Source organism: Roseicyclus sp. (assembly GCF_965662675.1).
In the GTDB taxonomy this organism is placed as follows: Bacteria; Pseudomonadota; Alphaproteobacteria; order Rhodobacterales; family Rhodobacteraceae; genus Roseicyclus.
Genome location: NZ_CBFIIK010000057.1, coordinates 1 through 15,651, shown reverse-complemented (window position 1 = coordinate 15,651; position 15,651 = coordinate 1). Strand labels below are relative to the sequence as shown.

Below are 15,651 nucleotides of genomic sequence, written 5' to 3'. Positions count from 1 at the left end.
GAAAAATGGAATCCTTGATCAATAGTCTGCATGGAGCAAAGACCGCCGACCTTTGCCTTTCGCTTGGACTAATTTCTGATGAAGAGCGGCATACATATAGTATACTGGCGAACATAAGAAACAAATTTGCTCATCGAAAAACAGTGTCTTTTGACGATATGGATGTCATTGGGTATTGCAACTCTCTAAAATTTGCCCCCTTAGAGGGTTATGATAAGATGATGCCACGGGATCGTTTTTTGAGTAATTTATTTGTTCTTTTTATGGAATTATCAGACAGGCCAGAATTCTTTAGGACAAATTCACCCACGAAAATTGAAGTGCGGCAAACAGTAAAGCATAAGAAATACTCTGAGAAATGACCGCCCTCCGCCGCCTTCTCGCCGCCCTGCCCTATAGCGTGCTGATCTTGATCTGCCTGACATGGGGGCTGGCGCCGTTTTTCCCCGAGCCGCATATCTGGGAAAAGCTCAAGATGCTGGCAGCGGGGGAGTTGGTGAGGCCGCTCGATATCTTCGATCTGGTGCTGCACGGCCTGCCGTGGCTGGCGCTGATCGCCAAGCTGACGATGACGCGCCGCGCGGTGTAGGGCGCAGCCTAGCCTTTCAAGCGCCCCAGCATCGCCGCCGCCGCCGCATCGGGGGTCAGCGCGCCTTGGGCCACCTGTTCCGCCATCTCGGCCATCGCCGCCTTGACCTCTGGGTCGGCGCGCAGCCGGGCCAATAGCCCTTCGCGCACCTCGGCCTCGAACCAATGCGCGGACTGTTCGGCGCGGCGGCGGTCCCACCAGCCATGATCCTTGCGCCAGCGCGCGAGGCCCTGCATCTCGTCCCAGGCCCCAGCGATCCCATCGCCCGTCACCGCAGAGACCGGCAGTGCCTTGGGAAAGCCTTCGGGGTCTTGCGGGCGTTTACGCAAAAGCCGCAGCGCGCCGGCATAATCGGCGACAGTCCGGGTGGCTGCAGGTTTCAGGTCGCCATCGGCCTTGTTGACCAGGATCAGGTCCGCCATCTCCATGATCCCGCGTTTCACGCCCTGCAACTCGTCGCCACCGGCGGGCGACAAGAGCAGCACGAAAAGATCGCAGATCTCGGCCACCACGGTCTCGGACTGGCCCACCCCCACGGTTTCGACCAGCACCACATCGAACCCCGCCGCCTCGCACAGCGCCACCGCCTCGCGCGTGCGGCGCGCGACGCCGCCCAGATGCGTGGCAGAGGGCGAGGGGCGGATAAAGGCCGCTGCCTCCCGGCTCAGCAATTCCATCCGCGTCTTGTCGCCCAGGATCGACCCGCCCGAGCGCGCCGAGGAGGGATCGACCGCCAGCACCGCAACCTTGAGCCCCGCGCCAACCAGCGCCATGCCGAAGGCCTCGATGAAGGTGGATTTGCCGACCCCCGGCGTGCCTGACAGGCCGATGCGTAGCGCTTGGCGTCCGTGGCCGCGCAACGCCTCGATCAAGGCGGTGGCCTGTGCGCGGTGATCGGGGCGCGTGCTTTCGACCAGCGTGACCGCACGCGCCAATGCGCGGCGCTCGCCCGCCAGAACGCGGGGGGCCAGATCGTCGCTGCTTTGTGCCGTGGCTGTCATGCCTGCATCGCCCTTTCCCATCGCCGCCACCCGCGATCTGCCCCTGCAAGGTGCGATATGTCCAGTGCCCGTGCCGGGGTTTACGGTTGACGCTGGGGGGCGCGGGGCCACATGTGACGGCGATCCGCCTTCGCATCGGGATTGCCCACGCCTTGCCCCTTCCCATCGACGATATCCTGCCCGCGCTCTGTGCGGCCTTGGCCGATAAGGGCCGCGCCGTGCTGCAGGCTCCGCCGGGTGCAGGCAAAACGACGGGTGTGCCCCCGGCCCTGTTGGGGCAGATCGCGGGGAAAATCGTGATGCTGGAACCGCGCCGTCTGGCCGCACGGGCCGCCGCCGAGCGGATGGCCGAGATGTTGGGCGAGGCCGTGGGCCAAAGCGTGGGCTACCGCATCCGAGGCGAAAGCGTGGTGGGGCCGCACACGCGGATCGAGGTAGTGACCGAGGGCATCCTGACCCGGATGTTGCAAGATGCGCCCGATCTGCCCGGTGTGGGTTGCGTGATCTTCGATGAATTCCATGAGCGTTCGCTGAACGCCGATTTGGGCCTTGCCCTGACATGGGAGGTGGCGCAGGCGCTGCGCCCCGATCTGGCCATCGTGGTGATGTCGGCGACGCTCGATGCAGCACCCGTCGCCGCGATGCTGGGCGATGCGCCGCTTTTGACATCGGAGGGGCGGGCCTTTCCGGTCGAAACCCGCCATCTTGATGCACCCTTGCCCAAGGAACGGCGATTGGAAGACGGGGTGGCCGATCTGATCCTGCGCGCACTCTCGGAGGCAGAGGGCGGCTGTCTGGTATTTCTCCCGGGCGAGGGTGAAATCCGCCGCACCGCCGCGCGTTTGGCGGGCCGCCTGCCCGGCGATGTGGGCCTGCACATGCTTTACGGCGCAATGCCCTTTGCCGATCAGCGCGCGGCGATTGCACCCGCGACCACGGGGCGCAAGCTGGTGCTGGCGACCTCGATCGCCGAGACCTCGCTCACCATTCAGGATGTGCGGATCGTCGTCGATGCGGGCCGCGCGCGGCGGGCGCGCTACGATCCCGGTTCGGGCATGTCGCGGCTGGTGACCGAACCCGTCAGCCGGGCCGAGGCCGATCAGCGGCGCGGGCGCGCGGGGCGCGTGGCACCGGGCATCTGCTACCGGATGTGGACCAAGGGGACCGAGGGCGCGCTGCCCGCCTTTCCCCCGCCCGAGATTGCCGCCGCCGATCTGGCGGGGCTGGCGCTGGAACTCGCAGTCTGGGGCGGGGCCGAGGGGCTGGCCTTCCTGACGCCGCCGCCCGAGGGCGCGCTGGCCGAGGCGCGTGGGGTTCTGCGCGATCTGGGGGCCTTGGACGATACCGGGCGGATCACCGATCATGGCCGCGCCTTGGCGGGCCTGCCGCTCCATCCTCGGCTGGGGCATCTGGTCCTGCGCGGTGGGGCGGGTGCCGCGCGGGTGGCAGCCCTTCTTGCTGCGCGTGATCCCTTGCGGGGTGTCGGCATCGATCTGACGCTGCGCCTGCGCGCGCTGGATGATCCGAGCGGTATGGGGGCCGATCGCGGGGCCGTTGCCCAGATCAGAGAGGAGGCCAAGCGGCTCAAACGCTTCGAAGGGGGCGCTGCCAATAGCCTTGGGGCGCAAGCCGCGCTGGCCTATCCCGACCGGGTCGGCCTGCGCCGCGCGGGCGATGGGCCGCGCTATGTGCTATCGGGCGGCAAGGGTGCGGTGATGCCCGAGGGCGACGGGCTGGCGGGGCAGCGGCTGATCGTGGCGACCGATCTGGACGGCGACCCGCGCGAGGCGCGCATCCGCCAGGCCGTGGCCATCAGCGAGGCGGAATTGCGCGGGCTGTTTGCCGACGCGATCATTTGGCGCAACGCATGTCACTGGTCGCGCCGCCATCGACGGGTGGAAGCGCGACAGCAGGAATGTTTCGGGGCGCTGGTGCTGGATGACCGGGCCTGGCGCGACGCCCCGCCCGAGGCGATGGCCGCCGCGCTGATGGAGGGGATCCGCGATCTGGGACTGGATGCCTTGGGCTGGAGCGCGCGCGCACGGCTGTTGCGGGCGCGCATCGCGGTCTCTGGCGTGGCGGATGTCACGGATGGCGCGCTCTTGGCGGGTTTGGAGCATTGGGCCGCCCCCCATCTGGCAAGCGCGCGCAACGCGGCCGATCTGGGCCGTTTCGATCCGCATGACGCGTTGGTCGCATGGCTGGGATACGAGGCGATGCGCGGGGTGGACCGACTGGCGCCCGCCACATGGCAAAGCCCGCTGGGCCGGACCATTCCCATCGATTACGCGGGCGAGGTGCCCGAGGTGGCGCTGCGCCTGCAAGAGGTGTTCGGCACTACCACCCATCCGCACATCGGGCCCGATCGGGTGGCCCTGAAGATGGTGCTTTTGTCGCCTGCGGGGCAGCCCTTGCAGGTGACGACCGATCTGCCGGGGTTCTGGGATGGCTCTTACGCCGACGTGCGCAAGGATATGCGCGCGCGCTATCCCCGCCATCCCTGGCCCGAGGACCCGCGCACGGCCGATCCGACCTTGCGGGCGAAGCCGCGGGGCGGATAGGCAGGCATGGGGGCGCTGCCCCCGCCCGTCCCGGCCCCCCCCGGGATATTTGGAAAACGAAGAAGGACCAAGCATGCAGGACGGGTCGGTGCCCATCGTCAAAGAGTTGGTGCTGGTGGGCGGCGGGCATACGCATGCGCTGGTCTTGAAGCGCTGGGGGATGGCGCCTGTACCCGGCGTGCGGGTGACGCTGATCAACCCCGGCCCGAGCGCCCCCTATACCGGTATGCTGCCCGGCCATATCGCGGGGCATTACGGGCGCGAAGATCTTGAGATCGATCTGGTGCGGCTGGCGCGGTTCGCGGGCGCGCGGCTGATCCTGGGGGCAGTCGATGCGATCGATCCGGTGGCGCGGCGGGTCCGCGTGCCGGGGCGCGCGCCGATGGGCTATGATCTTCTGTCGCTCGATATCGGGATCACCAGCGATATGGCCGAACTGCCGGGTTTCTCCACGCATGGTGTTCCCGCCAAGCCCTTGGGGCGATTTGCACAAGCTTGGGCGGCTTATTGCGCGGGAACTGGGCCTGCGCGGATCGCGGTGATCGGGGGCGGTGTCGCGGGGGTGGAACTGGCGCTTGCCTGTGCCGAGCGGATGCGCGGCCTTGGGCGCGCGGCGCAAGTGGCGCTGATCGACCGGGGAGAGATCTTGCAGGGCTGGCCGGGGCGGAAGCACTTGCGGGCGGCACTCGACCGCTATGGCGTCACACGGCATGAAGGGGTGGCGCCCGTGTCGGTCGGGGCGGAGTCGGTGGGCCTTGCCGATGGGCGGCAGGTGCCCGCGGACTTCACCATCGGGGCGGCGGGGGCCGTGCCGCATGGCTGGCTGGCTGATTGCGGCATGGCGATGCGCGATGGCTACATGATCGTGGATGAGCAGCTCAGATCCGTCTCTCACCCCGAGATCTATGGTGCGGGCGATTGCGTGCATCTGGCGGCAAGCCCCCGCCCCAAGGCAGGCGTTTTCGCGGTGCGCGCAGCACCCGTGCTCGCGTGGAACCTGCGCGCCGATCTGACAGGTTCCCAGCGCCGCCGCTTTCGGCCGCAGCGCGATTTCCTGAAGCTGGTGTCGCTGGGCGGCAAGGATGCGCTGGCCGAAAAGGGCGGTCTGAGATGGGCCGGCCCAGCCATGTGGCGTTGGAAAGACACGATCGACCGCCGCTTCATGGACAAGCTGCGCGATCTGCCAGCCATGCCACAGCCACGCCCGCCGCGCAGCGCGGCGCGTGGTGTCGCCGCCGAGATGGCCGGCCCCGCCCCTTGCGGGGGCTGCGGGGCAAAGCTTGGGGCCGGGGCGCTGACGGGCGTCTTGGGCGGGCAGCCCGGGGATGATGCGGCGGTACTGATGACAGGTGGTCAGCGCCAAGTGATCTCGACCGATCATCTGCGCGGCTTTGCCCATGACCCGGTGCTGGTCGCGCGCGCGGCCGCCATCCATGCGATGGGCGATATCTGGGCGATGGGCGCGCAGCCGCAAGCGGCACTGGCAAATGTGATCTTGCCGCGCATGGCGGCGCGGTTGCAGAGCGCGTGGCTGGACGAGGTGATGACGGCCGCGCGCGCGGTCTTTGCCGATGCCGGGGCCGAGATCGTGGGTGGCCATTCCTCGATGGGGACCGAGTTGACCGTGGGGTTCACCGTCACGGGGCTGTTGGCGGGCGACGCGATAACACTGGCAGGCGCCCGCCCCGGCGATGCGCTGATCCTGACCCGGGGGATCGGCACAGGCGTAGTTCTGGCCGCCGAGATGCAAATGCGCGCCAATCCCGCCGAGGTCGCCGCCTGTTGGGCGCAGATGACCACGCCACAAGGCGATGCAGCGGCGATCTTGGCCCCCCATGCCCATGCGATGACCGATGTGACGGGCTTTGGGTTGGCCGGGCATCTGGGCAATATCTGTGCGGCGTCCGGCACAGGGGCCGTGGTGACGCTCGATACCATCCAACTTTTGCCCGGCGCGTTGCGGCTGGCCGAGGCGGGCGTGCGCTCGACGCTTTGGGCGCAAAACCGTGCGGCGCTGGACGGGCGGATCGCGCTGCCAGACACGGCGCGCGCGGCCTTGGTGCTTGACCCGCAAACGGCAGGCGGGCTTTTGGCCGCAGTGCCCGCCGGGTTGGCCGAGGGCCTCGTCACGCGACTGCAGGCCGCAGGGCATGGCGCTGCCTGCATCGGCCATGTGACCACGGGCGAGATCGCCTTTCGCTGAGGGTCGCGGGCAAGGATGGTCGCGCGGGGGGCATCGGCTCTGGACAGTGGCGCCATGGCCTCTAGTGTCCACCGGGCGAGAGCGACGGATAAGATGAAAGGAACGAAGATGCGCAAATTCGGGACAAGCCAGCCGATCACCCGATTGGAAGATCGCCGTTTCCTGACCGGGGCTGGCCAATATGTCGATGATATCGCCCCCGAGGGTGCGCTTTATGGCTATGTGTTCCGTAGCCCCGAGGCGCATGGCCGGATCGAGACGCTCGACGTCGCGGCGGCCCGCAGCGCGCCGGGGGTGCATCTGGTTCTGACCGCTGCCGATCTGGCGGCGGCAGGGCTGAAGAACGCGATGCGTTTCGCCGCCGTGAAACCCGCCGATGGATCGCCGGTGGCGACACCCGACCGCCCGATCCTTGTGGGCGAAAAGGTGCGTTTCGTCGGTGACGCCGTGGCCTTTGTCGTGGCTGACAGCGTAGCGGCGGCCAAGGATGCAGCCGAGTTGATCATGCTCGATCTTGCGACAGAGCCGGTCAAGCTCGACCTTGCGCCAGGTGGGGCGGTTGTCCATCCCGAAGCGCCCGACAATATCGCCTATGATTTCACCATGGGTGATGATGCGGCAACGCAAGCGGCGCTGGCTGGTGCCGCCCATGTGATCACCCACCACAGCCATGACAACCGGATCATCGTCAACAGCCTCGAGCCGCGGGGCTGTTTTGCCGAGATGGTCGAGGGACGCCTGCATCTGGCCTTCAACGGGCAAGGTGTCTGGGGGGCCAAGGGCGACATGGTGCGCTGGTTCGGACTGTCGCCTGCGGATGTGCGCGTGACCAACCCCGATGTCGGTGGCGGCTTCGGGATGAAAGCGATGGGCTACCCCGAGCATTTCCTTGTCGCCCATGCCTGCCGTGTTCTGGGCCGGCCGGTGCGCTGGATGTCGGACCGCAGCGAGGCGATGCTTTCCGACAATGCGGGACGCGATCTGGATGTGACGATCACCTTGGGTTTCGATGCGGATCTCAAGATGGTCGCCTTTCACACCGACAGCCTGTCCAATCTCGGGGCCTATGTCTCGCAATTCGGACAGAACATCCAATCCTCGCTCTATTCCAAGGTGCTGACCGGCACCTATGATGTGCAGACCTATTTCTTCCGCAATCGCGGCGTGTTCACCAACACAACGCAAGTCGATGCCTATCGCGGGGCGGGCCGGCCCGAGGCGATCTATGCGCTTGAGCGCGCGATGGATTTCGCGGCGCGGCAATTGGGGGTCGATCCGCTGGAGTTGCGGCGGCGCAACTTCATCCCGGCCGCGGCATTCCCCTATCGCAGCGCGACGGGTGAGCTTTACGATGTGGGCGATTTCCACCGGGTGCTGGCCCGCGCCGAGGATGCGGCCGATGTGGCGGGATTCGCCGCGCGCAAGGCGGCCTCGGCGGCAAAGGGGCGGCTACGCGGGCTTGGCACCTGCTATTACATCGAAAGTATCTTGGGCGATCCGCAAGAAAGCGCCACGATCGAACTGACCGCGACGGGCGCACGCGTCTATGTCGGCACCCAGTCGAACGGCCAGGGCCATGAGACGGTCTATGCCCAGCTGTTGCACGATCAAACCGGCCTGCCGCTTGACGCGATCGAGATCGTGCAGGGCGACAGCGACCAGATCGCCACGGGCGGCGGCACGGGCGGCTCGCGCTCGGTCACGGTGCAGGGGATGGCGATGCGCGCCACCGCCGAGACGCTGATCACGGGGCTATGTGCCTTTCTCGATGACGCGATGGACCAGCGCGAGACCGGTTTCGACGCGGCCGAGGGGGTGTTCCGTGCGCCCGGCTCGAACGTCGTCATCACCTTGCTCGAGGCCGCTTCCCGCGCCAAGGCCGCGGGGCGGGCGGAATTGGCCAAGGTCACCGAAACCCGCACCCTGCCCGGCCGCTCCTACCCCAATGGCTGCCATATCACCGAGGTCGAGATCGACCCCGAGACCGGCACGACACGGGTGGATCGCTACACCGTCGTCGATGATTTCGGCAACCTGATGAACCCGCGCCTGGCCGAGGGGCAGGTGCATGGCGGCGTGGTGCAAGGGATCGGGCAGGCGATAAGCGAACATGTCGTCTATGACGATACCGGGCAGCTCTTGACCGCGAGTTTCATGGATTACGGCATGCCGCGCGCCGATGACACGCCCTTCATCGCCTTCTACACCGAAAGCGTACCCTCCACAGCCAACCCCCTTGGCATGAAGGGCTGCGGCGAGGCGGGTACGGTCGGCGCGCTGGCGGCGGTGGCCAATGCGGTGCAAGACGCGCTGTGGCCTTTGGGCATTCGTCAGGTCGACATGCCCTTCACCCCCTCCCGCGTCTGGGGGATGGTGCAGCAGGGGAAGGATAGTGCGGCGGCGTGAGCGCCTGAAACAATGGTTCAGGGGCCAGCATGGTCCCGCGCCATCCCCGGACGCGCCCCGCGCGCCCATGACCCATGTCGTCCTGCTCGATGGGACGATGTCGCGTCTGACCCGTGGGGAAGAAACGAATATCGGGCTGACCTTTCGTCTGTTGCGTGACCTGTCCCAAGGCACGGATCTATCGGTCTATTACGAACCGGGAATTCAATGGCGCAGCTGGCGGCGCACCCATGAGGTGCTGGCGGGCATCGGGCTGAATCGCCAGATCAAGCGCGCCTATCTGTTCTTGGCACGCGGCTACCGGCCCGGCGACAAGATCTTCTTGATGGGCTATTCGCGCGGTGCCTATGCGGTGCGTTCGCTGGCGGGGATGATCGACCGCTTGGGACTGTTGCTGCCCGAGCGGATCGACCGGGCAGCACTGGAACGGCTCTATACGCTCTACCGCGAGGCCCCCGGCAGCGAAGATGCGCAACGCCTGAAACAACGCCTGTGCCACCCCGAGACGCCGATCGATTTTCTGGGCGCTTACGACACGGTGCGCGCCTTGGGTCTGGGCGTGCCGGGTCTATGGCAGATCGTGCCGGCACCGCATCCGTTTCACAACAATGCCCTTGGTCCGAATGTCCGCGCCGCGCGCCATGCGCTGGCCTTGGAAGAAACGCGCGATGCGTTTCGCCCGATGATCTGGAAAACGACGCCCGAACAGGCCGAAAGCGGTCAGGTGCAACAGCTCTGGTTTCGCGGCAGCCATGGTGATGTCGGTGGCCATCTGGGTGGGCTGGGCTGGGCGCGACCATTGGCCAATATCCCGCTGGTCTGGATGCTGGCCGAGGCCGAAGGCGCAGGGCTGCCCCTGCCCGTGCTATGGCGCCAGCACTACATCACCGATGCCGATGCACAGGGGATCGGCATGAACCGCGGGGTCGGGGTATTGTTCCTGCGGCGCACCCCAAGGCCCGTCGGCCAAGACCGGTCCGAGGCTCTGCACCCCTCCGCCGCCGGGCTTGGTCGCGCTTTGGGCATGCCGCGCCTGCGGATCATGCCATCGTGACGCCGCAAGGCGATGCCGAAAAGGGCTGCGGCCTTCGTCTTTCCGAAAATACGCAAGCCCCCTGTGCCACGCGCACCGGTGTTTCGTCAGGGTGCGAAGATATCTTGCCCATAGCCGACCCCGGTCAGAAACAATCCGTCGGGAGGGGCCACCGGCCCACAAGCGGCCCGGTCGCATGCCCGCAGGGCCGCGCCGATCCGGTCGGGATGCCATGCACCCGCGCCCACGCGTTCGAGCGAACCCACGATGGAGCGGACCTGATTGTGCAAGAACGACCGGGCGCGCAGGTGGATGTCGATCGCTTGACCATCGCGGGTGGCGTTCTGCTCGATCGTGATCTCGTCGAGGGATTTGACCGGGCTTGCCGCCTGACACATGGCCGCGCGGAAGGTGGTGAAATCATGCCGCCCCAACAGATGCTCCGCACCGGCCCGCATCGCGGCCAGATCGAGGTCATGACGCAGATGCCAAGCCTGTCCGCGCTGATGGACCAAGGGCGCGCGGCGACAGATCAGCCGATAGGTATAGCGCCGCTCAACCGCCGAGAACCGCGCATGCCAATCATCGGGCATGCGCGCGCAGGCCACGACCGCGACGGGGGCGGGCTTGAGATGCCAATTGATCGCCTCCGACAAGCGGAACGCGTCCCAGTCGCGCGCCATGTCGCATTGGGCCACCTGTCCGGTCGCATGCACGCCTGCATCGGTGCGCCCGGCGGCCGCGACCGATGGCACATCGGCCTCGAGCGCGGCCAAGGCCGTCTCGAGCGCGCCTTGCACCGTGGGCAGGCCCGATTGGCGTTGCCACCCGGCAAAGGGCGCACCGTCATATTCCAATTTCAACGCATAGCGGGGCATGGGGCGCGACATAGGCCCAAATCCCCCCCGCCGCCAAGGGGCAAACGCAATACGCCTGCCCCCTCGCAATAGCCGGTGGCGATGCTTACTGTCTGGGAAGCACAGTGAAAGGATGCCCGCATTGGTCATCGGGACGATCACAGACACGCTTGGCCACCAGATCGCGGGTGTGTCGCAAGGTTTGACGGGGCTGTTCTCGGCTCCGGTGATCCGGCTGGGCGTCACCGGGTTGAGCCGGGCGGGCAAGACGGTCTTCATCACCTCGCTCGTGGCCAACCTGCTCGAGCGCGGGCGGATGCCGGGGCTGGAGGCCGCGCGCACGGGCCGGATCGAAGCCGCCTATCTGCAACCACAGCCCGACGATACCGTGCCGCGCTTCGATTTCGAAAACCATCTGGCGGCGCTGACAGGCCCCAAGCCCCATTGGCCCGAAAGCACCCGCGCGGTGTCGGAATTGCGGGTGTCGTTCCGCGTGCGGCCCGCAGGGTTTTTGGCCGGGTTGGCGGGGCCGCGCGTCGTGCATCTCGACATCGTGGATTACCCCGGCGAATGGCTGCTCGATCTGGGGCTTTTGTCGCAAGATTACGCGGATTGGGCGCGCGACGCCTTGGCGCGCGCGGCCAGCCGCCCGGAGGGTGCGGACTATATCGCCCGGCTGTCCGAGATCGCGCCGGATGGGCCACATGACGAACAACGCATCACGGCGCTCGCGCAGGGCTGGGCGGAATATCTGCGCGCAGCTCAACACGCGGGCTATGCCGATTGCACGCCGGGGCGTTTCTTGTTGCCCGGCGATCTGGAGGGCAGCCCGGCGCTGACCTTCGCCCCCTTGCCCCAGGGCGCCGCGCCGCGCGGGTCGCTTGCGCGCGAATGCGAACGCCGCTTCGCGGCCTACAAGGCGCAGGTGGTCAAACCGTTTTTCCGCGCCCATTTCGCCCGGATCGACCGACAGGTCGTGCTGGTCGATGTGCTTGAGGCGATCCATCGCGGACCGGCGGCGCTGGCCGATCTGCGCCAAGCGATGGCAGGGATCTTGTCGGCCTTCCGGCCCGGGCGGAATGCCTTCCTGGCGGGCTTGATGGGCCAAAAGCGGGTGGACAAGATCTTGTTCGCCGCCACCAAGGCCGATCATCTGCACCACAGCCAACATGATCGCCTTGCCGCGATCATGGGCGCCTTGGTCGACGCGGCGCGCAGACGCGCCGATTTCGCGGGCGCGCGCACCCGTGCCATGGCGCTGGCCGCCCTGCGCGCCACGGTCGAGGAAAGCCGCATGGTCGATGGGGTGATGCGCGATCTGGTACGCGGTACATTGCTGGAGACAGGCGCACAGGTCGCGCTCGACCCGGGCGATCTACCGACAGACCCCGCGCGCCTTTTGTCGCCGGCTGCGACGGGGGAAAAGGCATGGTCCGATGGTGACTATGCTGTGATGCGCTTTGCGCCTGCGCCGCTGACATTGCGCGCAGGCGAGGGTCCGCCGCATATCCGCCTCGACCATGTGGCGGAATTTCTCTTTGGGGACAGGCTATGAGGATTGCGGCACCACAGCGGGGGGCGCTGCCCCCCGGCACCCCTGGCGCCTCCCCCCGGGATATTTGCGAAACGAAGAAGCAAGGGGGATCGCGATGACGCGCCGCAAAGGCCCGGTGATGATCGAGATTGCCGATCCCGCCCCGATCATGCCGCAAGAAGCCGCCCTGCCCCCGGATGCCGTACCCATCGCCGAGGGGCGGGCAATGCTTTTGGCCGCGCGATTGGCCGGCCGGCGTCCCAGCCGGTTGACGCGGCTGTTCTGGAGTGCGGCGACCGGGTTGATCGCACTGATGGCCGGGATCGCGGCATGGGATTTCGTCACGGGTCTTTTGGCGGCGCGCCCCGCGCTTGGCTGGCTGGTCACCGGGCTTGCGGGGCTGCTCATGGTGAGTTTCGGGGGGCTGGCGCTGCGCGAGGCGCTGGCCTTTCGGCGGTTTGGACGGCTCGATCAGCTGCGCGGTGCGGCCGATGCCGCCCTGGCGGCGGGCGATCTGGCGGCGGCGCGGCATCTGGTGGGCCAGCTTGACGCGCTTTACCGGGGTCGCGCCGAATTGGCGGGCGCGCGCGCCGAACTGGCGCAGCGGCGCGATGAGATTTTCGATGCGGCGGCCCTCTTGGCCTTGGCCGAGACGCGGCTCCTTGCCCCGCTGGACGCGGCGGCGCGGCTGGAAGTCGAGGCCACCGCCCGCCATGTCGCCACGGTCACCGCGCTGGTGCCCATCGCGCTTGCCGATATGCTGGCCGCGCTGACCGGCAATATCCGGATGATCCGGCGTATCGCCGAGATCTATGGCGGGCGCTCGGGACCGCTTGGCACTTGGCGGCTGACGCGGGCGGTGTTGACGCATCTGGTGGCCACGGGGGCGGTGGCGATCGGCGATGATCTGATCGGCTCGGTCGCCGGTGGCTCGGTCTTGTCCAAGATCTCGCGCCGTTTCGGCGAAGGGGTGGTCAATGGCGCGTTGACCGCGCGGGTGGGCGTCGCCGCGATGGAGGTCTGCCGCCCCTTGCCCTTCGGACCGGGGCAAAGACCGGGGGTAAGCGCGCTGCTCCGCCGGGCGCTGACCGGGCTGTTCGGAGCGGGGACGGGGTGACATTCCCCAAGCCACCCGGCAATAGTCGGGGATGAGCCACTCCCAACGTGATCGTCCCCTTCTTGGCATCGGTTTGATGCTGGGCTTTTGCCTGCTCATCCCCTTTTCGGATGCGCTGGCCAAGATGCTGGGTGATCAATTCCCGCTGTGGCAGTTGATCATGGTGCGCTTCATCGCGCAGTCGGGGCTTTTGCTGCCGCTGGCGCTCTGGCGGGGGGCGGTGATCTTTCCGGGGGTCCGTGTGGTGCGTTTGGCCGCCTTGCGCAGCGTGCTGCAGATTTGCGGCATCGCGATGATGTTCAGCGCGCTGCGGTTCCTGCCCTTGGCCGATGCGGTGGCGATCGCCTTCGTCATGCCCTTCATCATGCTGCTCTTGGGCCATTACGTCTTGGGCGAAGAGGTGGGGCGGCGGCGCATGATGGCCTGCACCGTGGGCTTTGTGGGCACGCTGATGGTGGTGCAACCGAGTTTCGCCGCCGTGGGCTGGCCCGCGCTTTTGCCGCTGGGGGTGGCGATGATCTTTGCGCTGTTCATGCTGGTCACGCGCCAAATCGCCAAAGAGATCGATCCCATCGCGCTACAGGGATTGGGCGGCATCATCGGCCTGCCGATCCTGTTGGCGCTGCTGGTCTTGCCGGAAATGGGTGGCAACCCTCCCCTGATCGGCTGGATCGCCCCCCCCGATCAAGGCGCGCTGTGGCTTTTGGTGGCGCTCGGGATCACCGGATCGCTGGGGCATCTGTTGATGAGTTGGTCGCTGCGCTATGCGCCGGCATCGACATTGGCACCGATGCAATACCTTGAAATCCCGATGGCGGCCCTTGTCGGGCTGGTGTTTTTCGCGGAATTTCCCAATGGATTGGCTTTGGCGGGGATCGCGGTGACCATCGCGGCGGGGCTTTACATCGTGGCGCGCGAGCGACGGCTCAGCCGGGCGGATTGAGCGCGCGCAACCCTTGGTGGGGCGAAATCCGTTAGCCTTGCGACCATGGCACGCGAACATGGCCACACCGCGTCAGAGATCGCCGCCCGTATCGCCGCACCCGCCGGGCGGGGCGATTTGCGGGATGTGGTCTATGGCGGTATCGATGGCGCGGTGACCACATTCGCCATCGTGGCAGGCGTGGCGGGGGCCGATCTACCGACCGAGGTCATCATTGCGTTGGGGGTGGCGAACCTGTTGGCTGATGGGTTTTCAATGGCTGCGGGCAATTTCACCGGCACCAAGGCCGAGGCCGAGGATGCGCGACGTTTGGCCGGGATCGAACGCCGCCAACTGGCCCAGAACCCGGCGGGCGAGCGCGCCGAAATCCACGAGATCTTGCGGCGAAAAGGGCTGAACGGCGATGTTCTGGAAGGAGCCGCCGATCAGATCATGCGTGATCCGGCGGCCGCGGTCGCCTTGATGCTGACCGATGAATACGGGCTGGCCCCGGTCGCCCCGCGCCCCTTGCGCGCGGCGGGGGCGACATTCGCGGCCTTCGTGCTGGCCGGTGCCGTGCCGCTTGCCCCTTTCGCGCTTGGGCTGGGCGACGCGTTCATGCTGGCGGCCGTCATGACATTTTGCGTCTTTTTCGCCATCGGCGCGACCAAGAGCCTGTGGTCAGAAACCGCATGGTGGAGGGCGGGGCTAGAGACCTTGGCCATCGGCGGGGCGGCGGCGGGGGTAGCCTATGCAGTGGGGCGGCTCTTTGCGCCCTGAGCCCCCTTTACCCGGCGGGGGCGCGGGCCTATACCGCCAAGCATGACGCATATCGTGGTTCACATCATTCGAATTACGGGCCCGGCGCTCTGATCCAGTGAGCCGCCGGGATTGAGGTGCTTGAGCAATCGCACCGCCGCCACTATTGCCCACTCATCGCAAAGATAGGGAGCGCCCGAGATGTGCGCCGATACGCCGAACGTGGACTACAAGGACACGCTGAACCTACCCAAGACCGAATTCCCGATGCGCGCAGGGCTTCCCCAGCGCGAGCCGGGCTGGCTGGCCCGCTGGGAAGAGATCGGGGTTTATGATCGCCTGCGCGCCAAGGCCAAGGATGGGTCGCGCAAGCCCTTTACGCTGCATGATGGCCCCCCCTATGCGAATGGGCATCTTCATATCGGGCACGCGCTGAACAAGATCCTCAAGGATATGGTCGTGCGCTCCCAGCAGATGTCGGGATTCGACGCGCGCTATATCCCCGGCTGGGATTGTCACGGCCTGCCGATCGAATGGAAGATCGAAGAGGCCTATCGCGCCAAGGGTCAGGACAAGGACAAAATCGACGTCGTCGATTTCCGGCAAGAATGTCGCCGCTTCGCCGAAGGCTGGATCGACATCCAGCGCGAGGAATTCAAGCGGCTGGGC

General features: G+C 66.9%; 13 protein-coding genes. 11 read left to right on the top strand and 2 right to left on the bottom strand.

From position 1 onward, the window contains the following. On the top strand, window positions 1–362 hold a 362-nt coding region (locus tag ACTG4J_RS09720; RefSeq protein WP_439139070.1), incomplete at its 5' end, for a hypothetical protein. Further along, window positions 359–589, top strand: a complete 231-nt coding sequence (locus ACTG4J_RS09715) for an RND transporter (protein ID WP_439139068.1) — start codon at window positions 359–361, stop codon at window positions 587–589. The genes ACTG4J_RS09720 and ACTG4J_RS09715, both read left to right, overlap by 4 nt. 8 nt (window positions 590–597) lie before the next feature. On the opposite strand, the gene meaB is transcribed toward ACTG4J_RS09715, so the two are convergent. After that, window positions 598–1,590 (bottom strand): methylmalonyl Co-A mutase-associated GTPase MeaB, encoded by a 993-nt coding sequence (gene meaB, locus ACTG4J_RS09710; protein WP_439139074.1) that lies wholly within the window; start codon window positions 1,588–1,590, stop codon window positions 598–600. A 152-nt stretch (window positions 1,591–1,742) separates the two neighbouring features. On the opposite strand from meaB, the gene hrpB reads away from it, so the two are divergent. The 4 genes from hrpB (at window position 1,743) to ACTG4J_RS09690 (ending at window position 9,814) form a co-directional block, all read left to right on the top strand. Continuing rightward, window positions 1,743–4,151 carry an ATP-dependent helicase HrpB gene (gene hrpB / locus ACTG4J_RS09705; protein ID WP_439139067.1) on the top strand — a complete coding sequence of 803 codons (2,409 nt, stop codon included), beginning with the start codon at window positions 1,743–1,745 and terminating at the stop codon, window positions 4,149–4,151. Window positions 4,152–4,224: 73 nt separating this feature from the next. After that, window positions 4,225–6,354 (top strand): selenide, water dikinase SelD, encoded by a 2,130-nt coding sequence (selD, locus tag ACTG4J_RS09700; protein ID WP_439139065.1) that lies wholly within the window; start codon window positions 4,225–4,227, stop codon window positions 6,352–6,354. Window positions 6,355–6,462: 108 nt separating this feature from the next. Beyond that, window positions 6,463–8,760 carry a xanthine dehydrogenase family protein molybdopterin-binding subunit gene (locus ACTG4J_RS09695; RefSeq protein ID WP_439139064.1) on the top strand — a complete coding sequence of 766 codons (2,298 nt, stop codon included), beginning with the start codon at window positions 6,463–6,465 and terminating at the stop codon, window positions 8,758–8,760. A 67-nt stretch (window positions 8,761–8,827) separates the two neighbouring features. Beyond that, window positions 8,828–9,814: a DUF2235 domain-containing protein gene (locus ACTG4J_RS09690; RefSeq protein WP_439139063.1), complete on the top strand. Its 987-nt coding sequence runs from the start codon at window positions 8,828–8,830 to the stop codon at window positions 9,812–9,814. A gap of 86 nt (window positions 9,815–9,900) precedes the next feature. Here the strand turns inward: ACTG4J_RS09690 and truA are convergent, their stop codons facing one another. Beyond that, window positions 9,901–10,671, bottom strand: coding sequence for a tRNA pseudouridine(38-40) synthase TruA (truA, locus tag ACTG4J_RS09685; protein ID WP_439139061.1), 771 nt, complete (start codon window positions 10,669–10,671; stop codon window positions 9,901–9,903). Between the two features lie 121 nt (window positions 10,672–10,792). Between truA and ACTG4J_RS09680 the strand changes: the two genes are divergently transcribed. The 5 genes from ACTG4J_RS09680 to ACTG4J_RS09660 all read left to right on the top strand — a co-directional run. Beyond that, complete coding sequence (locus ACTG4J_RS09680) at window positions 10,793–12,205, top strand: YcjX family protein (RefSeq protein ID WP_439139072.1); 1,413 nt, start codon at window positions 10,793–10,795, stop codon at window positions 12,203–12,205. Window positions 12,206–12,299: 94 nt separating this feature from the next. After that, the gene (locus tag ACTG4J_RS09675; RefSeq protein ID WP_439139059.1) at window positions 12,300–13,301 is read left to right on the top strand and encodes a YcjF family protein; all 1,002 of its coding nucleotides are present in this window, start codon (window positions 12,300–12,302) and stop codon (window positions 13,299–13,301) included. 31 nt (window positions 13,302–13,332) lie between these two features. Beyond that, the gene (locus tag ACTG4J_RS09670) at window positions 13,333–14,244 is read left to right on the top strand and encodes a DMT family transporter (RefSeq protein ID WP_439139058.1); all 912 of its coding nucleotides are present in this window, start codon (window positions 13,333–13,335) and stop codon (window positions 14,242–14,244) included. A 45-nt stretch (window positions 14,245–14,289) separates the two neighbouring features. Next, the gene (locus ACTG4J_RS09665) at window positions 14,290–15,003 is read left to right on the top strand and encodes a VIT1/CCC1 transporter family protein (protein WP_439139057.1); all 714 of its coding nucleotides are present in this window, start codon (window positions 14,290–14,292) and stop codon (window positions 15,001–15,003) included. Between the two features lie 180 nt (window positions 15,004–15,183). Next, window positions 15,184–15,651, top strand: a 468-nt coding sequence (locus ACTG4J_RS09660) for a class I tRNA ligase family protein (protein WP_439139055.1), incomplete at its 3' end; no start/stop codon positions are given.